Origin of the sequence: Bradyrhizobium sp. SBR1B (genome assembly GCF_014198205.1) — a bacterium.
In the GTDB taxonomy this organism is placed as follows: domain Bacteria; phylum Pseudomonadota; class Alphaproteobacteria; order Rhizobiales; family Xanthobacteraceae; genus Bradyrhizobium.
The window spans coordinates 241,777-267,512 of sequence record NZ_JACIHC010000004.1 but is presented as its reverse complement, the minus strand read 5'-3'; the positions used below and the strand labels follow the sequence as shown (position 1 = coordinate 267,512).

Here is a 25,736-nt window from a genome sequence, read left to right as displayed (position 1 = left end):
CGCCGCGCTTTGCACCGCCGCCAGACGGTATTGCCGGGGATCAGGGTCGATGAGCTGTGAAGCAGGTGGACCTCGCAATTTGCATTCGCGTCTAAACGCGCTGAATGCTCAAGGGGTTCCACGAATCCAGGAGGTCGAGGTTGCCAGGCACTGAGTCTGCGCTGTGCGCCGTCGCAATTTCGTGAGACCACAACATCATTGAGACAGGTCAATACGAGCAGGCCGAAGCTCTGGGAACCTCACGTCGGAAAGCAGATGGAGACGGCCATGTCACAGCAGAGCAGCATGCACTTCTACCTCAATTGGGCCAAGGAGCGGATCGACGAGATGGACGCCGCATTGGCCTCGTTCGAGGTCAAGGCAGGTCAGGCCAAGGCCGAGTCCAAGGTGAAGACGGATCAACTTCTGTCCGATCTAACGACGCGCCGTGACGCGTTTCAGGCGATGCTCAAGACCCAGGCGGAAGCAGGTGAAGCCGCCTGGACGGACGCCAAGGCCGATTTGGAAAAGCAGTGGGCTGGATTCGAGGCCCAAGTGAAAACCTACTTCGAAGGCGCCGGCAAACAGTTGGAGCAGCAGCAAGCCACTTTCAAGGACGTCGCAGCGGCCCAAGCCAAGGCCTGGCGCGAAGCGGCGGACAAATTCCGCGAGGCCGCGGGTAAAGTGACCGCAGCCCGCACCGTCGATGTCGATGCCGCGCTCAAGCAGATGAAATCCGATGCGTCCGAAGCCGAAGCGCGTCTGCAGAAGCTGAAGCAGGCCGGCAGCGAATCCTGGACGGTCCTGAGCGAGGCGCTCGCCGAGTCCCGGAAGGCGTTCGATCAAGCGAACCAGGCCGCCTGGAACGCGCTGAAGGGTGGCGGTCCGAAGAGCTGAGGTTTTCGGTTTGCCAAGGCTGCCCACTCGAAAAAGACGGGCGTAGGGCACGTGTGGCACGGCGTAGCTCACGCGCCCTGATGCGCTCAGCTTCCTTTGGCAGTGGCCCCTGACCGCGCTCTACCAAGGCCGGAATGAATGGCTAGCGACGCTCCGGCGTCGCCACCGGCTTCATAGGCCGTCATCGACACCATCCGTCCGGTGCTGCGCTGGGTCCGGAGCTTGAGGTCGAGCTTGTCGAATTCTGCATCGACCACCGAGGTCTTGAGGACCACCAGCCCGCGGCCGGTGCCTTCGTTGACCTGATCGCGACTGGCCTTGATTGCCACCAGCCTGTCCGCGATCGACGCCACCATCCCGAGCGCGAAGGAAGCATTGGCCAGATGCCGCTCTTGGTGCCGGAACCGGGCGTAGTCGACCGAGGTCTTGAAGCGCCCAAGTTCGGCGCGCACGGCGCCGTCGATCAGCTCGGCCAGGTAATGCGCGACCTCGACATCGGCGCCGAGACCGAAGAACACATAGATGTTCTCGCCGGCCGGGTTCTTCTCGCGCCAGACCCGGCAATCGCAGAAATGAGCGATCGCGCCGATGCAGTCGTCGAGCGGAATTCGCTTCTTGCGATGGGTCTCAAAGACCCTCCGTTCGCACGGCGAGGCGCGCAACTCGACGTCGGAGAGCGACAAATCGTGGCGATCCAGCAGTTCGGCAACCTTGGCGGCGGCAGACAGCGCCTCGTCCTCGGTACAGCCATTGGCGATGGTCTTGGCGCGCAACGCCTGAATGCGGAGCTTGAGCTTGCCGAGCCCGTCCGGATTTAACGCCTGGTCCACCGATCACCTGCTCGGGAAAGCCCGACCGAGAGACCCCGTTCGGATAGACTGGCGGAAGGGGTGGGATTCGAACCCACGGTACCCTTGCGGGCACGCCGGTTTTCAAGACCGGTGCCTTAAACCACTCGGCCACCCTTCCCTCGTACCAATGCCAGGGAGTTAGCTTAGCTTCGGACTGAGCGCAACGCGAACTTGGACCCAATTTGGACCGATCGGTACGATGCCTGCGGTCTCATACCGATTACCGATTCGCGTCCACAGATGCGGGCACCCGGGCAAAACCGCGGCATGGGGCCTATTTCGGCAGGCATTCGACGTTGTAGGCGATGATGATCTGAGCTGGATCCGCTTTACCCAGGCTCTTGAGATCCTCCAAGCCGCTTCGGAGCTTGGCACCCGCCTCGCTCAAGCTTCCTTCAAGCGTGGCTTTGGCCTTCCGGCACCGCTCTTCGTTGGAAAACTCCTGGAAGACAACCGTCGGAAGGAGTCGCCATTCCGCCTTGTCGTTCGTCGCGGCAGGACTGATCGAGTAGGAAAAGACGTACATCAGCACCCACATCGCTTTACTCCAGCCTTGGCCGGCTCGATCCGTGCGAACTTAGATGGTCACGCCTGGACACACCTACGCTTTACTTGGAGGGCGCCCGATCAAGCCGCGATCGCTGCGCCCTCATGCGCTTGATCTCTCGACGCAGGTCTTCACTCTTTTCGTCACGCTGCTCTCCGCTCGATTTGATCTGATCATCTTGACGCAATTTTTCGAGAGCTTTCTCGACCGAGAGCTTGTTCGTTCCGGCCATAACCGACCTCACTTGCGCTTCTGCGTTCATCAATAGGGATAGTAGGGATTACCCTGCGGACAGGTCCAGTTGCCATAAGTGTCGTAATAGCAGCCCTGATTATAGGAGCCGCTTCCTGCCGCAAGAGCTCCGGCTGCCGCTCCGCGCACGCATGCTCTCGGCGGACACATTAATTTCGACCATGATGTCGCTCCTTTCAGACGGTTTCGCTCATGCGGGAAGTCCTCCGAACCAGGCACCGAAATAGCCGGCATAGAGTGCCGGCCGTTCGAGATTCATCGAGTGCCCGATGCCGGGCACGATGACGAGGCGGCAATCCGGCATCGCCTCAGCCATCACACGCAGGTCGGCCGGAAGAATCCAGCCGTCCCATTCGCCCCACAGCACCAGATGCGGATGCCGTAGCTGCGGCATCCGGCGCTCCAGCTCGCGGCTTTCCTTCTCCTGCGTCAGATTGACAGCAGTGCCGATCCAGATGCCTTCGGAGACGCCAAAGGTCTGGTCGATGATGCGATCGAACAGGGCCTGGATCTCAGGCAGTCCTTCGCGAAAACGCGGAATCGCGTTCGGCGCCATGCTCTCGGGCACGAACAGCGAGGACGCCGCCGTTGCCATGATCGTTCGCGTCAATTCCTTGTTCGCCATCATCGCGCGGAAAAGGCCGATCTGATCGGCATTGAAAGCCATGCCGAGCGGCGTCACCGGATCGAGCGAGAACACACGGCCGAAGCGTTGCGGTTGCATCAAGAGCATGCGCGCGGCGATGATGCCGCCGGTCGAATGCGTAGCAAGATGGCAATAGCTGATCTCGAGCGTATCGAGGGCGGCCAGCATGTCCTCGGCATGCTGCTGCATGGAATAGTTGGTGTAATTCGCGGTCGGCTTCGGCCGATCGCTGTCGCCGCAACCACGCCAGTCGATGGCGACGACGCGCAGGCCCGTCGGAAACAGTGGCGCGGCAAGCTCGATCCAATCCTTGCTGGCGAGATTGCCGTGGATGAAGACGACCGTGACGTCGCCCTGCCCCCACTCCCGCCAGCCGAGTTGGACCTCACCTGCCTGCACCCTTGCCATGTGCGGCCCTATTTGTTCAGGCCGGCCGTAGGCGCGGCTCCCGGAGGAGTCGGCGCCACCGGCAGGGCAGATACCACGGCCCCCTTTATCATGCGATCAATGCTCGACGGCGAAGAGGTGTCGACACTACCCTTGGTTACGAAATCCACGACGTCCACCGAGAACTCCACCGGATTATCGGTGTGAATAAAGTGCCCTGTTTCCGGGTAGATCTTGAGGATTGGTCGGTTGCCGGCATTGGTCATCCGCGTCATGAAGGGCGAGATCACATCGCGACCGAGATCGGTCAGCCCGTTGAAGGCGGGCGTCGGGATGAACGGCTCCTTGTCGCCGAAGGCCAGGAAGATTGGCGCCTTGATCTGCGTGAGCCGCTCGTAGAGGTTCTTCGGGTCGTCCTGCTGGAGCTCAGCCCCGATGGTATAGATGTCGAAAATGAAGACGTTGCACCATTGATCGAGCTCCTTCGGGTTGCCCCTGATGAGGCCGACGCGCTGATCGGTGTGGAAGCGGGCATATTCACTGTCACTGTAGAAATACCCGCTCTTCGCCGCCGACACTGCGCCGGTGTTTGGGTCACGCTTCTTGAAATAGAAGAAATCGCGGACACCCTGCTCGTCGCGCGCCTTCTCAGCGGCGAGAATGCCAGTCTGATCCCAGATTGACTTCCACTTGTCGAAGTCGCGGCCGAGATCCGGGTCGAACAGTTTTGCCTTCTTGTCCTTGGCGATCGTGATGTCGCGCGGATATTCCTCGAGGCCCGATGGCGCTTCGAGCGCCAGCGCCTGCACGGCGTCGGGCCAGGTCAGGGCATAGCCCATCACGAACTGACCGCCGAGCGAGTGGCCAAGATACACCGCCTTCTTCACGCCGAGCTGATTGACGACGAGGTCGTAGATCACCTCGCGCATGTCTTGCATGGTGCGCGCCGGGCTCTTGTCGAGATTGCCGGGCCCGGACATCCCATAATGCGGCAGGTCGGGCACGATCACGCGCACTCCGCTCCGCAGCGCATATTGCATGATGTTGCCGTAGTGGCCGCCGAAGGCGCCCTTGCCGTGGATGATGACCAGCACCTTCGGGTCTCTGTCGGTGCCGTTGTATTCATCCATGTAGCCGATCTGCCAGGACTTGCCGCTCTTGTCCTTGGCGTTGGAGAATTTGACCGGATAGGGATATGTCACAAAATCCTTCCAGAAGGATTTTTCCGGATCGATCTTCTCGGCAACACCGGGCACGCGATAGTTCTTGTCGGCGAATTTCTGCGCGCGATCGAGGCTTGCAACGTCGTCCATGAAAGCCACGAATTTCGGATCGTTCTTGCGCTGGTTGATGATCGGGAATACGCCGTAATGCGCGACCGGGCTTTCCTGCGCGATCAGGTCCGCGCCGGGCACGCGATCGACCGCCTGCTGCGCCAGCTTGAAGTTGAGCCAGAGATCGTTGGTGATGTGCATCACCAGCGTGCGCGCCTGGATGCGGCCGAGATAGGGATTAACGTTGTGGGTCTCGCCGACCCGGTTGCGCCAGACGAGATCGACCGCGTCATAGAGCTTGGCGCGATTGATGACGTTCAAACCGGCCTTCTCGTTCGGCGGATCCCAGTAGAAAATTTCGGGCTGCACGGCGCCCCAGTTCTGGGTTGTGCGGAATGCGAAGTCATAACCAGTCATGCCAAGGATCGACCAGCCGAACGCGACACCCGGCACCGGGTGCTTTTCCTTCGGTAGCTTGTAATAGTCGCCCTTGGTCTCTTGCCAGACCGGATCGCCCTGGATCGCGGCCGTCATCATCTGGAACGTCCAATTGCCGACGGGATCCTCTCCATCCGACTGCGTGGTGCCGCCGATCGGCATCAAGGCGCTGACATATTCGGGGTGCATGACGCCCCAGACATAGGTCTGCGTACCGCCCATGGACACGCCCGTGACCAATGCAACGCGCGCGACCTTCAGTTCATCGCGCAGCAGACGATAGTTCGCCTGCACCATGTCGTAGTAGCTGTATTGCGGAAACTTGATGCCGAGCCCATCGGACGGCTTGCTTGCACCCCAGGTGCCGAGCGGATCGACCATGATGACATAATAGCGGTCTGTATCGATCGGGCGTCCCGAACCGATGATCGGGACGCCCCCCGACAAGGCAGCGCCCTTGACCCACTGCTCGTACATGTCGGTGGAGTCACCGGAATAATAGGAGTTGATCACGACGGCATTGGTAATCTCGCCTGCGGCGTTGCGCCGCGCGTTACCGATGGCGATGTAGGCTGTTCTCAACTTGCCAGCGCCGAGGGACTCGAGCGTGACACCCCCCTCGCCGCCATTCTCCCACTTGGAGGGATTGGAGAGGTCGTACTTGCCGCCAAGGCGGAAGTTGGCGATCTCGTAGGTCTTCTTCAGCCCGTCATGCTGCACCTGCGACGAGCGGCGCGTGAAGGGTTGTGCAACTGCCAGAGCGGTGCCGACCAGCAGTACAATCAGGCTGACGGAGCAACGTTTCACGAAACCGGTCGTGGACATGACGGATTCCTCCCTGGACAGTTCTTGAACCGCTAGGAAGGTCGCAACGGGGATCTTTGATCTAGCTCAACGGAATCCGCTCGCGACAGTTGAGCATCGTAGCCAGCGATGTCGGTAGTCTTGTGCGATGCCCTTTCTCAATCACGGCTCGTATCGAATACGCTACGAGCTCGATGGGCCGGCGAGAGCGCCGGCCTATGTTTTCGTCAATGGACTGACACAATATTCCGAGCTATGGGGCGCCTATCGCGAGGCGCTGCTGACACGAGGCTTTCGCGTGGCAACCTTCGATCTCCTCGGTCAAGGGGTCTCCGACAAGCCGACGCTCTTTATCAGTCAGGACGACCAGGTTGCCGCGCTGAGGCGTCTGATTGAAGCGCTTGGCGAGGGGCCGGTCTTCCTGAGCGGCATCAGCTTCGGCGGCCTGATCGCGCTCCGCTATGCGATCGAGCATGGGCAGCGGCTGTCCGGACTTGTACCAATGAGCTGCTTCGCCGAGCTGACGCCGCAGCTTTTGCTTCTCGGCAACGCCCTCCGGACCGGCCTGATCCTGGGAGGAACAGGCTATCTCCAGGATCTACTGCTGCCTATGAACCTCTCCGACCAGTGGTTGAAGCCATTGTTGGACAAGCTCGACAGCGTCAAGCGCCAAGGCTGGCTGGTGAACGATGTCTATGCGCTTCAAAATCTGATGGAGTCCTTTCTCGACTTCCAACCGCTAACGCCCCACCTGTCAGCGATCTCGGCTCCGACCATGATCCTCAATGGTGAGTTCGATTTTCTGACCCCGCGTCATCTGCACGAGACCCTGCGGGTTGAGATTCCGAACAGCTCGCTAGTGATCATTCCCAAGGCGTATCACGCTTTCACACTGGAAAAAGGTGCGCTGACGGCCGATCTTCTCGCGCGCTTTGCCGACGATGTGCTGGGCGGCCGCTGGCAAGGCAATCAAGCTGTATGGATAGCGCCCGAGGAGCCCGGCGGCGAGCTGACACCGTTCCCTGACGGTTACGATCACCTGCGCGCTATCCCGGTCAAGCGAGCGCTGGCATGAGCGGATTCCTGGGTCCGCTCGAGCTGGACGGCCGCGTTCCACCGGGCCAGCAGACGCGGATCGCAGCATTCCTGATCTCGGCGCATGGCGCCCTCGCCCGGCAATTCGCCTTCACGCTGCCTGTAAGGCTCGACGCGGCGTGGCAGACCGAATTGAACGCACAGTTCTATCGCGAGACGGAGATCGTTTCGCTGCTGATGCGCGCAACTTCCTGGACCCCGGATTTTGCCTTGGGATACATGGTTGCGCCCTGGGAGACCGCCGGGCTGCCCGCCCCGATCGACGGAATCCCGGACCCTCGTCTCGCCCAGGCGGTTCACCTTGCAACGCTTGCCCATGCCGTGCATGCGGGCATCCGACCGGCCGCGCTGCTCCCGATCGAGGCCAATGTGCAGGATCCCTTTGTCTCGGCGCTGCGACGGATCGAGTTCGAGAGCAGCCGGCTGCTGCAATCCCAGATTCTGTTCCTCAAGGGCACGGACCTTGCGCCGCATCGGGATGCGGTGAGTGCTGCCCTCGAACAACGTCATGCCGCCGTTCGCAAGCTCTGGCGCGAGGTACTAGGGAGCATCGGTATCGACGCAGCAGGATCGGAATGAGCGGAAGCCTTGACGCAGATCAAAGGACGAGAGGCACCGGGCGCCAACATCCGCCTACTGCCGCCTTCTGCCATCGTGGGCCGATCCCGGAGTTCAATGATGAAGGCCATTTCCATCGAAGAAGCCGTCGCAATGATTCCGGCGGGCGCCAGCGTTATGGTGGGTGGCTTCATGGGAGTCGGGACGCCGGAGCGCCTGCTCGACGAAGTCGTGCGCCAGAACAAGACCGGCCTGACCTTGATCTCGAACGACGCGGCGACGCCCGGCAAGGGCGTCGGCAAGTTGTTCGATCAGGCATTGGTGTCGAAGCTGACCGCAACACATATCGGCCTCAATCCAAAAGCGCAGCAGCAGATGTTGGCGAGCCAGATTTCGGTCGATCTCGTCCCGCAAGGGACCTTCGTCGAGCGCATCCGCGCCGGCGGATGCGGTCTCGGCGGTGTGCTGACGCCCACGGGCGTCGGGACGCTGGTCGCCGAAGGCAAGCGTCAGATCGAGATCGACGGCAAGCCATTCCTGCTGGAAACGGCGCTGCGCGCCCAGTTCGCCCTCGTCCACGCCTTCCTCGCCGATTATCTCGGCAACCTCGCCTACGCGCTCACCTCGCGCAATTTCAACCCGGTCATGGCGATGGCGGCCGACACCGTCATCGTGACGGCCGAGCATATCGTGCCCGTTGGCGTGATTGCGCCCGATCACGTCGTCACCCCCGCGCCGCTCGTCGACTATCTCATCACCAACGGGTGACATCATGGATCCCCAGATCATCATCGCCCGGCGAGTCGCCAAGGAGCTGAAGACGGGCAATCTTGTCAATCTCGGCATCGGCATTCCGACCCTGGTCGCAAACTACGTGCCATCAGATCTGAAGGTATTCTTCCAGTCGGAGAATGGGCTGATTGGCACAGGGCCGATTCCCGAGCAAGGCATGGCTCATCCGACGCTCACCGACGCCGGCGGGCGTCCCATCAGCGCGTTGCCGGGTGCCTCAACCTTCGACAGTGCGATGTCCTTCGGACTGATCCGCGGCGGTCATGTCGATGTCACGGTGCTCGGCGGGCTTCAGGTCGACGCGCATGGCCATCTCGCCAACTGGATGATCCCCGGTAAGATGGTGCCGGGCATGGGCGGCGCCATGGATCTCGTCAGCGGTGCCAAGCGCGTCATCGTCGCCATGCAGCACGCGGCCAAGGGTAAGTCGAAGATCGTGGCAAAATGCTCGCTGCCGTTGACCTCGGCGCGGCCCGTCCACCTTGTCGTGACCGACATGGCCGTGATCGGCTTCCCTGGTGGCAGGGCGACCCTCTTGGAAACGGCGCCCGGCATCAGTGTCGGAGAGGTCATGGCCGTCACCGAGGCCGAACTGGCCATTCCTGACAGCGTCCTGGAAATGAGACTTTGAGCAGAGCGATCATGCGCATATTCAGCGACTTCAACGAGATCAAATCCGCTATCGGCACCGAGATCGGCGCCAGCGACTGGATCGAGATCACCCAGCCACGCATCAATCAGTTCGCCGAGGCGACCTGCGACGAACAATGGATCCATGTGGATCAGGAACGTGCCAGCAAGGAGATGCCGGGCGGCAAAACCATCGCTCATGGCCTGCTGTCACTTGCCCTGGCGCCGCTGTTCATCCGCTCTGTCATCGGCCTGAAGGGCCTTCGCAACACGCTGAACTACGGCGCTGACCGGATCAGGTACCTCGCCCCCGTGCCGGCGGGCTCAAGACTGCGCGGCCGCGTCACGGTCGCCGAAGCCGAGGACGTGCCGCCGGACGGACTGCGCGTGAATTATCATCTCGTGATCGAGATCAAGGGCGGCAAGAAGCCCGCCTGCGTCGCCGAGCTGATCGCCCTGCACTATCGCTGAGAACGACATGTATGACCAGCAAGACACGTCCATCGTCTTCAGAAGGCCGTCGCGGTCGACATCAACGACGCGCCCGTGCAGAGCCTCCTTGGGCGCAAAGGCGATGGAATGAACCAAGAAATCGAGCCGTCCCCACTACGACTCGATGCGCTCGAACACGGCTTCATCGGGGAGCTTCAGATTTTCAATAGCCATGTTCGACCTCGTCGTCGTGCAAGGCATTCAAGCAGCGCCGCCATCGCTGAGACGTTTAAGTCAACGGTCAGCGACAAGCTGCGCAGGCGGCACGGCCCGGTCGATGCGGATCCAGGCCGCTGCGAGTTCCCAGGCGACCGAGAGAATGATCGGTCCGATGAACAGACCGATGATCCCATGCGCGAGCGTGCCACCGATCACTCCGATCAGGATGACGAGCGCCGGCGTGGAGAGGCCCCGTCCCATGACCAGCGGCTTCAGGATGTTGTCGAGGAGACCGACGATGACGAGAAATACGGTCAGGAGCAGCGCCGTGGTGACGTCCTTGTCCATCCAGATCCAGATGACGACCGGAATGAGGACGATCCCCGCACCGAGCTGCACGATCGACAGCAGCAGAACAATGACGGCGAGCAGCCCCGCGCTCGGGATGAGCGCCAGCTTGAATCCGATGCCGGCGAGCAGCGCCTGGATAATGGCGACGCCGATGACGCCCTGCGACACCGCCCGGATGGTCCCAGCCGCCAGCTCGAGGAAATGTTCGCTCTGTTCCGGCACGATGCGGAACAGGAAACCGCGGATTGCGCTGACGAGCTGCGGACCATATGGAAAGAGAAATCCGGCGACCAGCACCGACATCAGGAACTGCAGGGTGCCAAGGCCGGCGCTGCCTGCGAATGACAGCATCATGCCGGCAATCGGCTTCAGATATGGCGCAACCTCGCGCACGGCCGCGCGGATGTTGGTGTAGGCCTGATTCCAGAGATCGTAGAGCTGCGGCCCAACCAGCGGCCAGTCCTTGATCCGCTCCGGCGCCGCCTGCAGCACGAGATCGCCGCTGCCGAGTTGCCCTGCGAGCTCCCTGACGCCCTCAACCGCACTGAGGCCGAGCCAGGCCGCCGGACCGATAACGATGCCGAGCATGGTGAAGGTGAGGAGCACCGCCGCTGTCCGCGGGCGGCCGCCCAAACATTTCGCGAGCCAGTTGAAGACCGGATAGAACGCCACGGCAAGTACCGCGCTCCAGGTCAGGATCGGCACGAAGGGACGGATGATCAGGAGCGTCCACAGGATCAGCAGTGCAAGCAAGCCGAGCCGGATCACGAGCTGAACGACGTCGCTGGTGGAAAAAAGTTGGCGAAGTGTCTTCAAGGTCTGAGGCCCGCGCCCGGCTGATTGGCTCCATGCGGAAAGCCTAGCGGCCGGACCGGGACTGCAGGCTTGATCCAAATCAACCGGCAAAGGGCTGAAGGCGGCCTGATGAGACGGGTGCCGTGGTCACGTAGCGGCTCAACAATTGCGACGCGAACGCATGTCGAATGCAGCAAATTACGCGCGAAACGAACAGCTCCGCGACAGAACGGCCGTGGAGATCCGTGCTCTCCGGCCAGATGACGAGGCCGCCATGCTGGCCGCGGTTGGCGAGGTGGGCACACAGTCCCTCCAGCGCCGCTTCTTCATGCTAAAACGTCATTTCTCCGAGAAGGAGCGCGCCTTTTTCGTCGATGTTGACTTCAAGGACCACGTTGCGCTGGTCGCGTGCGTGGCGAATGCAGGTCGGAGCACCATCGTGGGCGGCGCGCGATATGTCGCAGCCGGGCCCGGCTGCGCCGAGACGGCCTTCATGGTGATCGACGCCTGGCAAGGACGCGGCATCGGCGGACTGCTGCTGCGCCACCTAATCAGCCTTGCCCGCGAAGCCAGGCTTAAGGAACTGACCGCGGAGGTGCTGCCGGACAACGCTGCGATGCTCAGGGTGCTCGGCAGATTTGGGTTCGAACGCGCAGAACGCCGCGAACCTCACACAGTCCATATGGTATTGACGCTGACCTGATAGAATCTCTCGGACGACGCCTCAAGCTCCGCGCAAAGCACTGCCGCCCTCTGGTACATGTAGCTCGGCAACAAGGGCTTACCGGTTCAAAGATCCGCTCCCTTTACACCGCGCAAAAGAAAACGCGGCGCCCGGTGAGGAGCGCCGCGCGAATGTTCTTCGTGACTGCCTTTCGCTCAGTACCCGCAGGACGCGCATCCCATCTGCACCGGGGCGTAATAGGAATACCCTGGCGAGACCATCTGGACGCGTTGGCGCGTGGCGTATTGCGGGGGGATGCGCTCGTACTGGACGCTCGGCGGCGCAACCATCACGGTCTGCGGGACCATCACGGTGCGGTACTGCGCGGGCGTGCGATGCGCGACGACGGAGCCCGGGGAGACCATCACGGTCTCGTCGACGGTGCGGTATTGCGGCGCGACGTATTGCTGCTGATAGCAGGTCTGGCACGGCGGCGGTGCGTAGCAATTGTAACAGCCGGCGGAGGCTGCGCCCGTCATGGAAATCGCGGCGACGGCGGTCGAGAAAACAACAGCGAGAGTACGCGACATTGCGGTGGTGCCCCAATTGCCCAAAATGGATTTGCGAAGGTCGCGGGAGTATACGCCGCAAAACCCTGCTCTGCCGAACTTCGTCGGGGCATCCTTAATGCGAACGGCCGATCGCAGCCGACCGGTAAGAACTCATTGACCACGCGCATTAACGCGAAAGCGCTCATCCGCCTCCGTCAAGGTCGAGCTATCAGTGCCTCGCCGCTCTTTCCAGAAACTCCAGCAGCGAGGGATCAGTTTCTTCGAATTCGACAAAGCGGCGGCGCAGCTCGTCCGCTATTTCTGCGGTGGCATCTCGTGACCATCCTTCCGCGGTGTTGAAGGCCACGACACGTGCCGGATGGAGATATTGCCCCTCGACAAGATGTCTGAGCAGGGTCGCCCGATTGGCATCCTCCTCGGCAGTTTCGCACCAGGCGCGGCCGAGCCGCCGGCCAAAATCATCGAGCACGAGGTAGACGTCCCGGTCTGTCGTCATGGGCGGCACGAGCGATGGAGATTGACTCATGGCTTACTCCGCTACTGGCATCCGCACCGTCGCGGAGGATACGGCGACCGCCCGGCCGGATTCGGAAAAATGGATTTCGGGTTATTTTTCTTAGGATTGCACGATTAAATAAAAAAACAAACAAAATTAATAAAAATTAAATAGCAAAACGCGCACAAATACACTAAATTCACAGGGCCTGGCGGGCGAGCCCGCACGTCGGGTGCCCACTTCGCAAAGCGGCTCTCGCCTCCACCCCCAATAGCCCACACCCCAGGAGGCGGGGGCCGTTCCTTTGCGACCCCCCGTCCCGGCTTCATTTGTGTGTCCTGCAAAACCCATCTGCGCGCTCGCGGGGGGACCGCGAGCGCTTCGGAGGAATCGACTCCCGTCTGTGGCGGGTCGAGGCGTTATTTCGGACGACGCTTGACCTCGCGCACGGCACCGCGCGCGGCGCTGGTGGTGAGCGCGGCGTAAGCCTGCAGCGCGGTCGAGACATTGCGCTTGCGCGCAGCCGGCTGCCAGGCGGCATCGCCCTTCGCCTCTTCCGCGGCGCGGCGCTTGGCGAGCTCCTCGTCGGAGACCTCGAGGCTGATGCTGCGGTTCGGGATGTCGATGGCGATGCGATCGCCGGTGCGCACCAGGCCGATGTTGCCGCCTTCGGCGGCTTCCGGCGACAGATGGCCGATCGACAGGCCCGAAGAGCCGCCGGAGAAGCGGCCGTCGGTGACGAGCGCGCAGGCTTTGCCGAGGCCCATCGATTTCAGGTAGCTCGTGGGATAGAGCATCTCCTGCATGCCGGGGCCCCCGCGCGGGCCTTCGTAGATGATGACCACGATCTCGCCGGCGACGACCTTGCCGCCAAGGATGCCTTCAACGGCCGCATCCTGGCTTTCGAACACGCGCGCGGGGCCTGAGAATTTCAGGATCGAGGCATCGACGCCGGCGGTCTTCACGATGCAGCCGTCCTGCGCGAGGTTGCCGTAGAGCACGGCGAGGCCGCCATCCTTGCTGAAGGCGTGCTCGAGATCACGCACCACGCCCTTCTCGCGATCGGCGTCGAGCTCGTCGTAGCGGCGCTCCTGGCTGAAGGCGATTTGGGTCGGAATGCCGCCGGGCGAAGCGCGGAAGAAGGTGCGGACCGCCTCGCTCTTGGAGCGCTTGATGTCCCAGCGCTCCAGCGCGTCGTTCATGGTCGGCGCATGCACGGTCGAGACCGAGGTGTCGATCAGGCCGGCGCGGTCGAGCTCGCCCAGAATGCCCATGATGCCGCCGGCACGATGCACGTCCTCGACATGCACGTCGGCGACCGACGGGGCGACCTTGCACAGCACGGGCACGCGGCGGGAAAGCCGGTCGATGTCCTTCATGGTGAACTCCACCTGCCCTTCATGGGCGGCGGCGAGCAGATGCAGCACGGTGTTGGTCGAGCCACCCATGGCGATGTCGAGCGTCATCGCGTTCTCGAACGCCTTGAAGTTGGCGACGTTGCGCGGCAGCACGGATGCGTCGTCCTGCTCGTAATAGCGGCGCACGAGATCGACGATGGTGTGGCCGGCCTCGACGAACAGGCGCTTGCGGTCGGCATGGGTTGCCACCACCGTGCCGTTGCCGGGCAGCGCCAGGCCCAGCGCCTCGGTCAGGCAGTTCATGGAGTTGGCGGTGAACATGCCCGAGCAGGAGCCGCAGGTCGGGCACGCCGAGCGCTCGATCACCTTGACGTCGTCGTCGCTGACCTTGCTATCGGCCGCGGCCACCATGGCATCGATGAGGTCGACGGCCTTGGTCTTGCCCTGCAGCTTGACCTTGCCGGCCTCCATCGGCCCGCCCGAGACGAACACGACGGGGATGTTGAGCCGCAGCGCGGCCATCAGCATGCCGGGGGTGATCTTGTCGCAATTGGAGATGCAGACCAGGCCGTCGGCGCAGTGCGCGTTGGCCATGTACTCGACGCTATCGGCGATCAGCTCGCGCGACGGCAGGCTGTAAAGCATGCCGTCATGGCCCATAGCGATGCCGTCGTCGACCGCGATGGTGTTGAACTCCTTGGCCACGCCACCGGCCTGCTCGATCTCGCGCGCGACGAGCTGGCCGAGGTCCTTGAGATGGACGTGGCCGGGCACGAATTGGGTGAAGGAATTGACGACCGCGATGATCGGCTTGCCGAAATCGGCGTCCTTCATGCCGGTCGCGCGCCAGAGGCCGCGGGCACCCGCCATGTTACGGCCGTGGGTGGTGGTGCGGGAGCGATAGGCTGGCATGGCGGTTTCCGTCCTCGGTTTGACCGGCCGGGCGGGAAAATGTGGTGCCGCCTCAGGCCTTTGTGGCCGGATAGCGCACGCGGGGAACGCGCGCAACGGGAACTTGGGGCGGACAGGGCTCCCCTGCTTCCGGCGCGGGCTCTGTTGGCGGGTAGCCCGGACGGAGCGCGCAGCGCAATCCGGGGGCTACGGGACGGCCCCTATTGCAGGGTCGGATCGAGCCGGTCGCGCAGCCAGTCCCCGATCACCGAAACCGCCAGGGTGGTGACCACGATCGTGGTCGCCGGCGCCAGCATGATCCAGGGCGCCCGGGTCAGATATTCGCGGCCGTAACCGACCATGTTGCCGAGGCTGGTCATCGGCGGCTGCACGCCAAGGCCAAGGAAGGATAGGCCCGACTCCATCAGGATCACCTCGGGGAAGACCAGCGTGGTCGAGACGATCAGGGTCGAGGCGATGTTGGGCAGGATGTGCCGAAGGTAAATCCGGGGCGGCGTCGCGCCTAACTGGCGGACCGCGGCGGCGTAGCCTTGCGCATTGGCCGAGATGGCAAGGCCCCGCGCGATGCGGGCATAGCGCTCCCAGCCGAATAGTCCCATCAGGCCGATCAGCAGCGGCAGCGAATTGCCGAAGAAGGCGAGCACCGCGAGCGCCATGATCAGGAAGGGCATGCTGGCCTGGAAGTCGGTCAGCATCAACACGAGCTGCTCTACGGCTCCGCGGAAATGCGCGGCGAGGAAGCCGAGCGTGGTGCCGACCACCGCCGAGATGGCGGTGGCGCCGAAGGCAATCAGCAGCGAGATCCGGATGGAGACGAGCAGCCGCGACAGCACGTCCCGGCCGAGCTCGTCGGTGCCGAGCCAGTGCGCGGCATTGCCGGGCGCGGCCAAGCGGTTACGCAAATCGAGCTGAGTGTAGCCGTAGGGCGCGATCTTCTCGGCGAAGGCTGCAATGACCAGCATCGCGACAATCCAGGCGACCGCGAGCGCGACCGAGATTGGGATCGCCGGCAGGCGGATGCGACGGCGGACGGTGGTGTCCTTCAGCGTCGCGTCGGTCATGCGTGGGCTCCTTTGGCGCGCAACCGCGGATCAAGGAAGCCGTAGAGGAAGTCGACAATGAGGTTGGATGTGACCATGGTCATCGCCACAAGAAGCAGGATGCATTGCACGACGGCGAGGTCGCGATTGGCAACCGCAACAACGAGAAGCCGCCCTACTCCCGGCCAGGCAAATACACTCTCGACCACCACCGCGCCCGCGATCAGCGTGCCCACCATGAAGCCCAGAATGGTGACGGTCGGAATCGCCGCGTTCGGCAGCGCATGCGACGTCACCACCCTGCGCCACGGCACGCCCTTGGCCGACGCGGTGCGGATATAGGGCTGACCCAGCACCTCCAGCATCGCGCTGCGGGTGAAGCGTGCCAGCACCGCGGCACCGCCGAGGCTGAGCGTCGCGATAGGCAGGATCGCGTGGCGCCAACTGTCCTGCCCGCCCGAGGGCAGCCAGCCGAGCTGCACGGCGAAAACCAGTACCAGCAGCAGCGCCAGCACGAAGCTCGGCACGGTGAAGCCGGCCACCGCCGTCATCATCACGGCGCGGTCGATCGCGGAGCCCCGATGCAGCGCGGCATAGATGCCGGCGGGAATGCCGAGCGCGACCTTGAAGGCGAAGGCCGGCAAGGTCAGCGCCAGCGTCGCCGGAATCCGCTCCAGCACCAGCTCGATCGCGGGTCGGCCGTCACGCATGGAGCGGCCGAGCTCGCCCTTGGCGATGGCACCGAAGTAATCGAGATACTGAAACCAGATGGGATCATCGAGGCCCCAGGCCTTGCGGAACGCCGCGAGCACCTCGGGCGGCGCTTCCGGTCCCAAAATCATCAGCGCGGGATCGCCGGAGAGACGCAGCACCACGAAGGCGAAGGTGACGACGAGCACGATCGTCAGCGCCGCACGTCCAATGCGAATGGCGAAGTAGTGTCCCATCACGCGGCGTCCCGAGTCTCGGCGCCGGTGACGAGATGGCAGGCGACCTGCCTGTTGCCGCCGACGGCCGCGAGTGCCGGCACCTCGCGCGCGCAGCGTGCGATCGCGCGCGGGCAGCGCGGATGGAAGGCGCAGCCTTGCGGTCGCGCGGCCGGGTTTGGCGGATCGCCCGCGAGCACGATGCGGCCGGCGCTGCGGCGGCCTGGCGCGGGCGAAGCCGAGACCAGCGCCTGGGTATAGGGATGCTCGGGCCGCGCGAACAGATCGTCGGCGCTGCCGATCTCGACGATGCGGCCGAGATACATCACGGCGACGACATTGCTGATCTGCCTGACGACGCGCAGATCGTGGCTGATGAACAGCAAGGTGAGCGAGAGCTGGGCCTGGAGATCGCAAAGCAGGTTCACCACCTGCGCCTGGATCGAGACGTCGAGCGCGCTGACCGGCTCGTCGCAGACCAGGAAATCGGGCTTCGTGGCGAGCGCCCGCGCCAGCACGATGCGCTGGCGCTGGCCGCCGGACAGTGCGCCCGGATAACGCGCGCCATGCGCCGGGGTGAGCTCGACGGCGCGCAGCAATTCGCGGACGCGCTCCTCGCGCGCGTCGGGCGTGCCGAGCCCGTGAATGTCGAGCGGCTCGCGGATTTGCGCGGCGACCGGCAAGCGCCGGTCCAGTGCGCCGAGCGGGTCCTGGAAGATCATTTGCATGCGGGCGCGTTGCGCACGCCATGCGGCCGTGCCCGGCGCAGCCATCGGCTTGCCGTCGAACCTCACCTCGCCGCTATCGGGCGGCTCCAGGCCGAGCACGATGCGTCCGGTGGTGGACTTGCCCGAGCCGGACTCGCCGACGAGGCCGAGCGTCTCGCCTTTGGGAATGGTCAGCGACACGCCATCGACGGCACGGACCGCCGTGCTGCGGCCGAACATGCCGGAGCGCATCGAATAACTGCGGGAGATTTCGGACACCTCGACGAGCGGCGGGCTCATTCGGCGGCGATCCCGAGCAGCGCGCGGCGCGAAGCTTCGGCGCGGATGCAGGCGACAGCGCGGCCGTCCGCGATCGGCGCCAAGGTCGGCGCGGCACGGCTACACGGCTCGGACGCCAGCGTACAGCGCGGCGCGAAGGCGCAGCCATCAGGCATTTTCGCGGGATCGGGCACGGTGCCGGGAATGGCGGTGAGACGGCGGCGTGGTCCGTCGAGCGGCGGCAGCGCGCCGATCAGGCCCTGGGCATAGGGGTGCACGGGATCGGCGAACAGCTGGTTGCTGGGGGCCTGCTCGACGATGCGGCCGGCATACATCACGGCGACACGGTCGCAATTCTCCGCGACGACGCCGAGATCGTGGCTGATCAGCACCATCGCCATGCCGAGCTCGCGGCGGACCGTCGAGAGCAGCTCCAGGATCTGGGCCTGAATGGTGGCATCGAGCGCGGTGGTCGGCTCATCCGCGATGAGGAGGTCCGGATTTCCGGCGAGCGCCATCGCGATCATGATGCGCTGGACCTGGCCGCCGGAGAATTCGTGCGGATAGGCCTCTAATCGCCGGCCCGCATCGGGAATGCCGACGAGATCGAGCAGCCGCCGCGCTTCCGCCTTCACGGCGTTGCCTTGGAGATCCCGATGCAGCGACAGCGCTTCGCAGAGCTGCCTGCGGATGGTCAAGACCGGGTTGAGGGCGCTCGCCGGATCCTGGAAGATCATGGCGACGCGCCCGCCCCTGACCTGGTCGAGCTCGGCGGCCGGCGCGCCCAGGATCTCCCGTCCGTCGAGCCGCACCGAGCCCGAGACCTTGGCATGCCGCGGCAGCAGCCCGAGCGCGGCAAGCCACGTCACCGACTTGCCCGATCCGGACTCGCCGACGAGGCCGAGAGCCTCGCCCTTGCCGATAGCGAGATCGACACCGCGCAGGACCGGCACGCCGCTGAAGGCGACGCTCAGGCCTGCAATGCTGACCAGCGGCGTCACCTCAGGCCTCGAAATTGCCGGCGCGGAAATCCATCGCGAACGCCGGTGACGCCTTCCACTTGATCGACTTCGGTTTGGCCGTGAACGTCGCGTTCTGGTGCAGCACCGTGTAGGCGGGGTCTTCGCGCTCGGCGATCTCCAGCATGCGGCGGAACGCCTTCTTGCGGGCGGCACGGTCGGTCGAGGTTTCCAGGAACTCCGAGAGCTTGTTCAGCTCGACATTGGTCCATTCACCGATCTGCTGTTGCTGGCCGTTCGGACCGTGCTGGGCGACCAGCGAGGACACGGGATCGTTGAAGGCGGCCGAGTTCGACCAGTCGCGCACGGCACGGGCCGACCCGCGCTCCATGATCTGCGACCAGTTCTCCTTGGTCTCGATCTGGACGTTGAGGCCGACCGACTTCCACATCTCGACCAGCACCTGCGCGGTCGCGACCTGGTTGGTGTAGTAATTGTTGAGCAGGCGATACGGAATCGGATCGCCCTTGTAATTGGCCTGCTTGAGCAGATCCTGCGCGAGCTTCGGATCGTAGGCCGGCACGCTCCAGTCGGCGTTGAACATGTCGCCGTAGAATTCCCACTGCAGCCCCTTCGGCACACGGGTGCGGCCGGCCCACAGGCTGTCGACGATGGCCTGGCGGTCGATCGCGTGGGTGAAGGCGCGCCGCACCAAGGGATTGGCGAGCTGGGCGTGGTTCTTGTCGAACACGGTCAGGCGGTGGTTGAGGATGGTGCCGCCCTGCACTTCGAACGCGGCGTTCTTCTCGATGCCGGCGATCTGGTCCGGCGGGATATCGCAGGCGAACTGGTATTCGCCCGAGAGCAGTCCGTTGATGCGGCTCGCGACTTCGGGCACTTCGAGGAAGCGGATGCGCTTGAGCGGCGGACGGCCGCCCCAATATTCGTCATGCGCTTCGAGGGTCAGCGACACGTCGGGCTTGAGCTCGACGACCCTGTAGGGACCGGTCGTGACCGGCTTGCGCGCCCAGTCGAGATAGCTCGCGGATTCGTCCCAGGCGCGGCGGTTCATGATGTCGGAGCCGTAGCGCGACAGCCGGCCTTCGATCGTGACGTCGGGCGTCGCGTTGTAGAAGCGCACGGTGTATTTATCGACGGCGTCGACGCGCACGAGATCCGGCCAGATGCGGCGGGCAACGGCCGGCACGTCCGGCGGCAATTCCTTGCCCGGACGCGGCGTCGGGATCTTCTCGAAGGCCTGGATGGTCGAGCGGCTCTTGGCCTCGGTCTCGCCGAACATGCGCTCGCGGCTGAAGGTGAAGACGACGTCCTCTGCGGTCATCTCGTCGCCGTTGTGGAATTTGACGCCCTGACGCAGCTTTACCTCGACGGTCTGGTCGTCGATGCGGCGCCACTCGGTGGCAAGGCCGGGCACGGCCTCGAGGTTGCCGCGCCAGTTCTTGGAGATCAGGCCTTCCCAGATCGAGGAGAAGAACACGCGCTCGCCGACATTGGACTGCTCGCGCAGCACGTCGAGCACGTTCGCATTCGTCACCTTCTGCACGGCGATCGTCACCGACGGACGGTTGTCGCCCTGCGCGATGGCAAAACGCGGCAGCAGCAACGTGCTTGCGGCGGCGCCGCCGGTCTTCAGGATGGTGCGACGGGTGAATTTGCTCATGGCGGTAGCCCCAGATGATGCGGTTATTCGGCAAGACCGAGCGCGGCGAGATGGGCTGCGCCGGCGCGGACGTCGTCGTGGTTGCGGAGTTCGAGGATCAGCCGCGGATTGGAAGTCAGCCGTCCCAGCGCGCGGAACACGGCGACCCAGGGGATGTTGCCTTCGCCCGGCGCCCAGTGCCGGTCGGCAAAGCCGTCGGTGTCCTGCAGATGCACATGGGTCAGCATGTCGCCGGCGGTCTCGACGTAATAGTCGACCGGCGGCGCACCGGTGGAGATGTGGGCGTAGTTGGCATGCCCGGTGTCGAGCGAGACGCGGACCTTGGCACTTTCGAGCGCCCTGGCGAGACGGACGCGGTCGCGCGGATCCTTGTCCTCGATGTTCTCGATGACGATCTCGCAGCCGATGGTTTCGGCGCGCGCGATCACCTCGGCGAGCGTCGCCTTGACGCGTTCGACCAGATTGCCGCGATTGTCAGGATAGAGATCGAGATTGTTGTGATCCCAGGTCGTGAACGGCGAATGGATCACCATCTGCGTCGCGCCGAGGAACTCGGCGGCATCGAGGCCCTGAAGCAGGCGCTTGGTCACGGCCTGGCGGATCATGGGATCGTGGCTGTCGATCTTGAAGCCCCAGAACGGGCCGTGGATGCCGAGCCGGCCGGTATGGCCCGCCAGCATCTGCTTGATCTCGCCGGCGGTGCTGCGCCAATCGCTGTCGAGGAGATCGGCGCGGAAGAAATCCTGGATTTCGAGATCGCGCTGCCGGTCGAGAAGCCAGTCGCGATGCGCGGGGATCGATTTGATGGACAATGCGGCGCCCAGCACCGGCTTCGACATGGCTTGCTCCTTCGCCGTCAGCGATGACGGGAGCAGCGCTAGACCAGTTCAATGACAGGCCCGTGAAATCGAGGCTCAGCGGCGCCGAGGAGGTGTGGACATTCTGCCGATCGCGTTGCTGCGGATCATGCAACTGCGATCAGACCACCGGTGCAGAACGGGCACATGGCAAGCGGTATCTATGCCCGTAGTGATCCGGAATGGAATCCTATCGCGATGTCACGTACATCGCGTGCATCGATCGGCGGCCACTTCCACGGGCATCACCCTCTGATCGCGCTACATGGGGTTGGGGGACCACATGAGGCGGGGGATTGAAGGCTGGGGCAAGGTGACGAGGTCCGGACTCCTAGGCACTCCGGACCTCGAAACTTTCAGATTGAACGCAGCAACGCGCCGTCCGGTTGGGGCAACCGGGCGGCGCGTTGTCGTTTCAGAATCGTCTTTCGATCAGCGTGTCTGCGGCTCGATCGTCACCGTGCAGTCGCCCTGCCCTTGCGTCGCCACCACGATATTGCCGGCGGCCGCCCCAAGGGCGACCGGTGCGGACGAGCTGCCATCCGGCATCTGAACCGTCACGCTCAGCGAATCCGTGCGCGCGGTCGAGCCGACAGTTGCCGGCTCTGCCTGGGCGACATTGCCCGACGCATCACGCCGCATGACCTGACAGTTCACGCTGTTGCTCGTCGCGCCTCCGGCGGCTGCCATGTTCGACGAGGCCGCGCCGCCCATCTGCGCGCGGGCTCGCGACGGATCGCGCGGCACCTGGCTGACGATGCGATGCGTCCGTGGCTCCACGATGACGACGTCGTCATCGGTCGCGAAATACTCGTAATCCCGATATTGGGGCTCGATCGTGACGATCTCGGGCGGCAGCCGGTAGAGACGCACGCGCGGCGGGATCGTCTCGCCGATCCGGATCGAGATGTTCAGGTTGCGCTCCGGCTGCGCCAACCGCGCACGGCTCACCGTTTCAGACATCCGCACCTGCTTCTCGGTGGTCACGCTGGTCTGCTGACCAACCTGTGTGTTGGTCTGGGTGGTCTGATTGGCTTGATTGGTCTGCGTGCCGGAAGGCGCGGTTTGCGCATTGTTGGTCGGAGCCGCGCGGTTCGTGTCCGTCGCGGTGGCCGGCCGGTTGTTCTGTTGCGCCGGCTGTTGCTCGGCCGCATTGCGCGGAGGCTGGTTCTGCTCCTTCTGGTTGGCCGCGGCTCCCGTCCGCTCGTTCTGCTGGCCGGCCGGGCCGGTCTTGGACTTCTCGGTCTCGGCCGTTGATTTCTGCGGCGCGGACTTGTCCTGCTTCGTCTCGGCGCTGCTCTTGCCGGTCTCGCGACCTTGTTTCGCCGTGTCGGCTTCGCGGTTGCGATCTCGCGATGGCTCACGGGACTCCTGTGACTGCTCCTTCGCATTTGGCTGGCCGCGTTCGGCGGCGGTGCCCGGTCGTCCCTTCTCTTCGTCTGCACGGCGGCCGCCGCCCTTCTCCTCGCGGCCGGCTCCCTGCATTTTCTCTTGTGCGCCCTGGGCGCGATCTTGAACCCGTTCTTGAGCTGCACCACCGCGCTGGGGCGCGGCGCCTTTCGCCGGTTCCTCGGTCCGTTTTGGCTCGTCTCTGCGCTCACCGGGCGCCTGGGCGTAGGCAATGCCGGACGCGAGCATGAGCCCGACGGCCGCAGTCGATAACATCAAGTGTTGACGCATGGTCCCTCTCCTCGACAATTCGCAACAACAGACGCGAACGTTCTGTGGGTGCGAAGGTTCCTGAGCAGGAACGAGGGCCCATCACGCGGACTTACATCGCGTCCTTCAATGTGAGGCGGGCCGTGAATGTCACGGTGGTCTTGCCGACCAGCGCCATGCCTTCGACCTCGGCGCCGCCGGCCGAGTAGTCGCCCGAGAAGCCGCAGGTGACCTCCCTGCCTCCGAACGCAAGCGTCCTGCCGACCGCTTCGGTGTGCTGATTGACGATCATATCGCCCCGCCACTTGCCGTTCCGGAAGGTGTAGGTGCCGGTGTAGTAGAAATAGCTGTCGCCGCCCATGATGCGTCCGTCGCACAGCACGACGACGCCCCTCGCCTGCCCGCGCTTGCCGTCGCGCATCTCGATGTCGAAGATATAGAGGCCGTTGACGACCCTGGCCTCCTCCGCTTCCGCTCCATCCCCTGCCGACATCAGATCATCTCCCCAACGATCCGCCGTCCCGATCAGTTCGGCACGTTCCGCTCGAGATCCTCGAGCCATGCCGCCGCGCTCGAATCCGACGGCGCGCGCCAGTCGCCGCGGGGCGACAACGAGCCGCCCGCCGAGACCTTCGGACCGTTCGGCATCGCCGAGCGCTTGAATTGGCTGAAGGCGAAGAAGCGGCGCAGGAACACCTCGAGCCAGCGGCGGATGTCCTTGAGATCATAGGCCTTGCGCCGGTCGCGCGGGAACGCCGGCGGCCATTCGCCCTTGGCGGCATCGTTCCACGCGTGCTGCGCCATGAAGGCGATCTTGGACGGACGCATGCCGAACCGCAGCGTGTAGAACAGGTTGAAATCCTGCAGCTCGTAAGGGCCGACGGATGCTTCGGTGCTCTGCGGCTTCTCGCCGGGCTCGACCGGCACCAGCTCGGGCGAGATCTCGGCGATCAGGATCGAGCCAAGCGTCCGGTTGACGTCGTCGCTGAACTGCTTCGATGAGATCACCCAGCGGATCAGATGCTGGATCAGCGTCTTCGGCACGCCGGCATTGACGTTGTAATGTGCCATCTGGTCGCCGACGCCATAGGTGCACCAGCCGAGCGCGAGCTCGGAGAGATCGCCGGTTCCGATGACGATGCCGCCGTGATGGTTGGCGAGTCGGAACAGGTAGTCCGTGCGCAGTCCCGCTTGCACGTTCTCGAAGGTGACATCGTAGACCTTCTCGCCGTTGCCGAAGGGATGGCCGATGTCCTTCAGCATCTGCGTCGCCGTGGTGCGGATGTCGAGTTCCTGCCAACTCGTCTGCAACGCCTGCATCAGGGCCAGCGCGTGGGTCTTGCTTTCGCTGCCGGTGGCAAAACCGGGCATGGTGTAGGCCAGGATGTTCTCACGTGGCAGACCGAGCAGGTCGACCGCCTTGGCGGCGACGATCAACGCATGCGTGGAATCAAGCCCGCCCGACACGCCGATCACGACGCGCTTGGTGCCGGTGGCGCGCATGCGCTGCACGAGGCCGGCGACCTGGATGTTGTAGGCCTCGTAGCAATCCTGCTCGAGCAGGCTTTCGTCGCTCGGCACGAACGGAAAGCGCTCGACCTTGCGCAGGAAGCCGATATCGGCGGCCGGCGGCTTCAGCGCGAATGTCACCTTGCGGAAAAACGCCTCGCGCTGGCGGCGGTTGTCGTCGAACGTCCCCATCGAGGCACGTTCCTGCCTGAGCAGATCGAGATCGACGTCAGCCAGCGTGATCTGGCCGCCCTGGCGGAACCGCTCGCCCTCGGCCAGCAGCACGCCGTTCTCATAGATCGAGGTCTGGCCGTCCCAGGAAAGATCAGTGGTGGATTCCCCTGCCCCGGCAGCCGAATAGACGTACGCCGCGAGGCAGCGCGCCGACGTCGATTGGCACAACAACGCGCGCGAGCGCGCCCGGCCGATCGTGATCGGGCTCCCCGAGAGATTGATCAGCACGCTCGCGCCGGCAAGTGCGAGCTCCGAGGCCGGCGTCACCGGGATCCACATGTCCTCGCAGATCTCGACGCCGATTGTGAGGCCCGGAACGTCCTCGGCCGCAAACAAGAGGTCGACGCCGAACGGCGCATGCAGCCCGCCGAACGCGATCGTCTCCCCGGCGATGCCGGCGCCGGAGGCGAAATGCCGGCCTTCGTAGAATTCGCGGTAGGTCGGCAGGTAGGTCTTCGGCACCACGCCGAGGATGTTGCCGCGGTGAATGACGACGGCACAATTGTAGATGCGATGACCAAAGCGTAGCGGCGCCCCGACGATCAGCACCGTCATCAGTCCCGCGGAGGCCTCGACGAGGCCTACGAGGCCGCGCGCGACCGCATCGAGCAGCGGATCCTGCTTGACGAGGTCTTCGATCGCATAGCCGGACAGGCACAGCTCGGGAAACACCGCGACCGCCACCGACTGCTCATGGCAGGCATTGGCCGCCGCCAGCACGGCCTTGGCGTTGGCCGAGGGATCGGCGACATGGGACGTGGTGACACAGGCCGCCACGCGCGCAAATCCGTGGGCGTAGATCGAGTGGAAAGTCATCGAGCGCAGTACCCTTAATCTCTTCGCTGCCGCAGCCGTCGGCTCCAGTCCCTATGTAGCCCATCGACCCGGTCCCGTGCAGGCCATCCGCCGTCATGCATAACGGATTTGCGCCGCGGT

At 64.0% G+C, this 25,736-nt stretch carries 25 protein-coding genes, 1 tRNA gene and 1 pseudogene; 7 read left to right on the top strand and 20 right to left on the bottom strand.

Annotated elements, in window-relative coordinates:
• The first annotated feature begins 267 nt into the window (after positions 1 to 267).
• On the top strand, positions 268 to 876 hold the full coding sequence (locus GGD61_RS13015; protein WP_143109063.1) for a hypothetical protein: 609 nt from the start codon (positions 268 to 270) through the stop codon (positions 874 to 876).
• Positions 877 to 962: 86 nt separating this feature from the next.
• Here GGD61_RS13015 and GGD61_RS13010 read toward each other — a convergent pair whose 3' ends face one another.
• From GGD61_RS13010 to GGD61_RS12985, 6 genes are all read right to left on the bottom strand, one after another.
• Positions 963 to 1,706, bottom strand: coding sequence for a DUF2786 domain-containing protein (locus tag GGD61_RS13010; RefSeq protein WP_018320488.1), 744 nt, complete (start codon positions 1,704 to 1,706; stop codon positions 963 to 965).
• Positions 1,707 to 1,755: 49 nt separating this feature from the next.
• Positions 1,756 to 1,845, bottom strand: a tRNA-Ser gene (locus GGD61_RS13005).
• A 156-nt stretch (positions 1,846 to 2,001) separates the two neighbouring features.
• The gene (locus tag GGD61_RS13000; protein ID WP_018318038.1) at positions 2,002 to 2,265 is read right to left on the bottom strand and encodes a hypothetical protein; all 264 of its coding nucleotides are present in this window, start codon (positions 2,263 to 2,265) and stop codon (positions 2,002 to 2,004) included.
• A gap of 70 nt (positions 2,266 to 2,335) precedes the next feature.
• Positions 2,336 to 2,506, bottom strand: a complete 171-nt coding sequence (locus GGD61_RS12995; RefSeq protein ID WP_018318037.1) for a hypothetical protein — start codon at positions 2,504 to 2,506, stop codon at positions 2,336 to 2,338.
• 210 nt (positions 2,507 to 2,716) lie between these two features.
• Positions 2,717 to 3,580, bottom strand: coding sequence for an alpha/beta fold hydrolase (locus GGD61_RS12990; RefSeq protein ID WP_092258122.1), 864 nt, complete (start codon positions 3,578 to 3,580; stop codon positions 2,717 to 2,719).
• Positions 3,581 to 3,588: 8 nt separating this feature from the next.
• Positions 3,589 to 6,096, bottom strand: coding sequence for an alpha/beta hydrolase (locus GGD61_RS12985; RefSeq protein WP_179736743.1), 2,508 nt, complete (start codon positions 6,094 to 6,096; stop codon positions 3,589 to 3,591).
• Between the two features lie 127 nt (positions 6,097 to 6,223).
• Between GGD61_RS12985 and GGD61_RS12980 the strand changes: the two genes are divergently transcribed.
• The 5 genes from GGD61_RS12980 to GGD61_RS12960 all read left to right on the top strand — a co-directional run bounded on the left by GGD61_RS12980 (position 6,224) and on the right by GGD61_RS12960 (position 9,621).
• Positions 6,224 to 7,150, top strand: coding sequence for an alpha/beta fold hydrolase (locus GGD61_RS12980; RefSeq protein ID WP_092258116.1), 927 nt, complete (start codon positions 6,224 to 6,226; stop codon positions 7,148 to 7,150).
• A complete protein-coding gene (locus GGD61_RS12975) occupies positions 7,147 to 7,749 on the top strand; it encodes a hypothetical protein (protein ID WP_183230763.1) in 603 nt (200 codons plus the stop codon). The genes GGD61_RS12980 and GGD61_RS12975 overlap by 4 nt, the downstream gene beginning before the upstream one ends.
• Before the next feature lie 99 nt (positions 7,750 to 7,848).
• Positions 7,849 to 8,496 carry a CoA transferase subunit A gene (locus GGD61_RS12970; RefSeq protein ID WP_092258621.1) on the top strand — a complete coding sequence of 216 codons (648 nt, stop codon included), beginning with the start codon at positions 7,849 to 7,851 and terminating at the stop codon, positions 8,494 to 8,496.
• Between the two features lie 4 nt (positions 8,497 to 8,500).
• Entirely contained in the window at positions 8,501 to 9,151 is a 651-nt protein-coding gene (locus GGD61_RS12965; protein ID WP_092258110.1) for a 3-oxoacid CoA-transferase subunit B, read from the top strand.
• Between the two features lie 11 nt (positions 9,152 to 9,162).
• Positions 9,163 to 9,621, top strand: a complete 459-nt coding sequence (locus tag GGD61_RS12960; protein WP_092258106.1) for a MaoC family dehydratase — start codon at positions 9,163 to 9,165, stop codon at positions 9,619 to 9,621.
• Here the strand turns inward: GGD61_RS12960 and GGD61_RS12955 are convergent.
• Positions 9,607 to 9,786: pseudogene (locus GGD61_RS12955) on the bottom strand (SDR family oxidoreductase); the annotation flags it as partial. The gene GGD61_RS12960 and the pseudogene GGD61_RS12955 sit on opposite strands and share 15 nt — an antisense overlap.
• Positions 9,787 to 9,876: 90 nt before the next feature.
• On the bottom strand, positions 9,877 to 10,968 hold the full coding sequence (locus GGD61_RS12950) for an AI-2E family transporter (protein ID WP_092258103.1): 1,092 nt from the start codon (positions 10,966 to 10,968) through the stop codon (positions 9,877 to 9,879).
• A gap of 160 nt (positions 10,969 to 11,128) precedes the next feature.
• On the opposite strand from GGD61_RS12950, the gene GGD61_RS12945 reads away from it, so the two are divergent.
• Positions 11,129 to 11,650 carry a GNAT family N-acetyltransferase gene (locus tag GGD61_RS12945; RefSeq protein ID WP_092258100.1) on the top strand — a complete coding sequence of 174 codons (522 nt, stop codon included), beginning with the start codon at positions 11,129 to 11,131 and terminating at the stop codon, positions 11,648 to 11,650.
• 176 nt (positions 11,651 to 11,826) lie between these two features.
• Here GGD61_RS12945 and GGD61_RS12940 read toward each other — a convergent pair whose 3' ends face one another.
• The 12 genes from GGD61_RS12940 to GGD61_RS12885 form a co-directional block, all read right to left on the bottom strand.
• Positions 11,827 to 12,150 (bottom strand): hypothetical protein, encoded by a 324-nt coding sequence (locus GGD61_RS12940; RefSeq protein WP_091963737.1) that lies wholly within the window; start codon positions 12,148 to 12,150, stop codon positions 11,827 to 11,829.
• 241 nt (positions 12,151 to 12,391) lie between these two features.
• On the bottom strand, positions 12,392 to 12,709 hold the full coding sequence (locus GGD61_RS12935; RefSeq protein WP_018318026.1) for a hypothetical protein: 318 nt from the start codon (positions 12,707 to 12,709) through the stop codon (positions 12,392 to 12,394).
• Between the two features lie 389 nt (positions 12,710 to 13,098).
• A complete protein-coding gene (gene ilvD, locus GGD61_RS12930; RefSeq protein WP_092258097.1) occupies positions 13,099 to 14,949 on the bottom strand; it encodes a dihydroxy-acid dehydratase in 1,851 nt (616 codons plus the stop codon).
• A gap of 200 nt (positions 14,950 to 15,149) precedes the next feature.
• On the bottom strand, positions 15,150 to 16,010 hold the full coding sequence (locus GGD61_RS12925; protein WP_092258094.1) for an ABC transporter permease: 861 nt from the start codon (positions 16,008 to 16,010) through the stop codon (positions 15,150 to 15,152).
• A complete protein-coding gene (locus GGD61_RS12920) occupies positions 16,007 to 16,936 on the bottom strand; it encodes an ABC transporter permease (protein WP_177237173.1) in 930 nt (309 codons plus the stop codon). Before GGD61_RS12920 ends, GGD61_RS12925 begins: the two co-directional genes overlap by 4 nt.
• Positions 16,936 to 17,922, bottom strand: coding sequence for an ABC transporter ATP-binding protein (locus GGD61_RS12915; protein ID WP_092258088.1), 987 nt, complete (start codon positions 17,920 to 17,922; stop codon positions 16,936 to 16,938). Before GGD61_RS12915 ends, GGD61_RS12920 begins: the two co-directional genes overlap by 1 nt.
• Positions 17,919 to 18,902 carry an ABC transporter ATP-binding protein gene (locus GGD61_RS12910; protein ID WP_092258085.1) on the bottom strand — a complete coding sequence of 328 codons (984 nt, stop codon included), beginning with the start codon at positions 18,900 to 18,902 and terminating at the stop codon, positions 17,919 to 17,921. Before GGD61_RS12910 ends, GGD61_RS12915 begins: the two co-directional genes overlap by 4 nt.
• 1 nt (position 18,903) lies before the next feature.
• Positions 18,904 to 20,541 (bottom strand): ABC transporter substrate-binding protein, encoded by a 1,638-nt coding sequence (locus GGD61_RS12905; protein WP_018318020.1) that lies wholly within the window; start codon positions 20,539 to 20,541, stop codon positions 18,904 to 18,906.
• A 23-nt stretch (positions 20,542 to 20,564) separates the two neighbouring features.
• Positions 20,565 to 21,380, bottom strand: coding sequence for a sugar phosphate isomerase/epimerase (locus tag GGD61_RS12900; protein ID WP_018318019.1), 816 nt, complete (start codon positions 21,378 to 21,380; stop codon positions 20,565 to 20,567).
• Positions 21,381 to 21,830: 450 nt separating this feature from the next.
• Positions 21,831 to 23,036: a DUF1236 domain-containing protein gene (locus GGD61_RS12895; protein WP_244550682.1), complete on the bottom strand. Its 1,206-nt coding sequence runs from the start codon at positions 23,034 to 23,036 to the stop codon at positions 21,831 to 21,833.
• 133 nt (positions 23,037 to 23,169) lie between these two features.
• Positions 23,170 to 23,550 carry a GrlR family regulatory protein gene (locus GGD61_RS12890; RefSeq protein ID WP_244550681.1) on the bottom strand — a complete coding sequence of 127 codons (381 nt, stop codon included), beginning with the start codon at positions 23,548 to 23,550 and terminating at the stop codon, positions 23,170 to 23,172.
• Positions 23,551 to 23,582: 32 nt separating this feature from the next.
• The gene (locus tag GGD61_RS12885) at positions 23,583 to 25,616 is read right to left on the bottom strand and encodes an NAD(+) synthase (RefSeq protein WP_092258077.1); all 2,034 of its coding nucleotides are present in this window, start codon (positions 25,614 to 25,616) and stop codon (positions 23,583 to 23,585) included.
• Positions 25,617 to 25,736 lie beyond the last annotated feature (120 nt).

Coding starts and splice junctions, on each gene's coding strand:
- GGD61_RS12995 (WP_018318037.1), bottom strand. CDS start 2,506: ATGGCCGGAACGAACAAGCTCTCGGTCGAGAAAGCTCTCGAAAAATTG.
- GGD61_RS12975 (WP_183230763.1), top strand. CDS start 7,147: ATGAGCGGATTCCTGGGTCCGCTCGAGCTGGACGGCCGCGTTCCACCG.
- GGD61_RS12970 (WP_092258621.1), top strand. CDS start 7,849: ATGAAGGCCATTTCCATCGAAGAAGCCGTCGCAATGATTCCGGCGGGC.
- GGD61_RS12980 (WP_092258116.1), top strand. CDS start 6,224: ATGCCCTTTCTCAATCACGGCTCGTATCGAATACGCTACGAGCTCGAT.
- GGD61_RS12965 (WP_092258110.1), top strand. CDS start 8,501: ATGGATCCCCAGATCATCATCGCCCGGCGAGTCGCCAAGGAGCTGAAG.
- GGD61_RS12925 (WP_092258094.1), bottom strand. CDS start 16,010: ATGACCGACGCGACGCTGAAGGACACCACCGTCCGCCGTCGCATCCGC.
- GGD61_RS12945 (WP_092258100.1), top strand. CDS start 11,129: ATGTCGAATGCAGCAAATTACGCGCGAAACGAACAGCTCCGCGACAGA.
- GGD61_RS12920 (WP_177237173.1), bottom strand. CDS start 16,936: ATGGGACACTACTTCGCCATTCGCATTGGACGTGCGGCGCTGACGATC.
- GGD61_RS12935 (WP_018318026.1), bottom strand. CDS start 12,709: ATGAGTCAATCTCCATCGCTCGTGCCGCCCATGACGACAGACCGGGAC.
- GGD61_RS12915 (WP_092258088.1), bottom strand. CDS start 17,922: ATGAGCCCGCCGCTCGTCGAGGTGTCCGAAATCTCCCGCAGTTATTCG.
- GGD61_RS13015 (WP_143109063.1), top strand. CDS start 268: ATGTCACAGCAGAGCAGCATGCACTTCTACCTCAATTGGGCCAAGGAG.
- GGD61_RS12900 (WP_018318019.1), bottom strand. CDS start 21,380: ATGTCGAAGCCGGTGCTGGGCGCCGCATTGTCCATCAAATCGATCCCC.
- GGD61_RS13000 (WP_018318038.1), bottom strand. CDS start 2,265: ATGTGGGTGCTGATGTACGTCTTTTCCTACTCGATCAGTCCTGCCGCG.
- ilvD (WP_092258097.1), bottom strand. CDS start 14,949: ATGCCAGCCTATCGCTCCCGCACCACCACCCACGGCCGTAACATGGCG.
- GGD61_RS12885 (WP_092258077.1), bottom strand. CDS start 25,616: ATGACTTTCCACTCGATCTACGCCCACGGATTTGCGCGCGTGGCGGCC.
- GGD61_RS12960 (WP_092258106.1), top strand. CDS start 9,163: ATGCGCATATTCAGCGACTTCAACGAGATCAAATCCGCTATCGGCACC.
- GGD61_RS12905 (WP_018318020.1), bottom strand. CDS start 20,541: ATGAGCAAATTCACCCGTCGCACCATCCTGAAGACCGGCGGCGCCGCC.
- GGD61_RS12985 (WP_179736743.1), bottom strand. CDS start 6,096: ATGTCCACGACCGGTTTCGTGAAACGTTGCTCCGTCAGCCTGATTGTA.
- GGD61_RS12940 (WP_091963737.1), bottom strand. CDS start 12,150: ATGACGGGCGCAGCCTCCGCCGGCTGTTACAATTGCTACGCACCGCCG.
- GGD61_RS12890 (WP_244550681.1), bottom strand. CDS start 23,550: ATGTCGGCAGGGGATGGAGCGGAAGCGGAGGAGGCCAGGGTCGTCAAC.
- GGD61_RS12990 (WP_092258122.1), bottom strand. CDS start 3,580: ATGGCAAGGGTGCAGGCAGGTGAGGTCCAACTCGGCTGGCGGGAGTGG.
- GGD61_RS12895 (WP_244550682.1), bottom strand. CDS start 23,036: ATGCTCGCGTCCGGCATTGCCTACGCCCAGGCGCCCGGTGAGCGCAGA.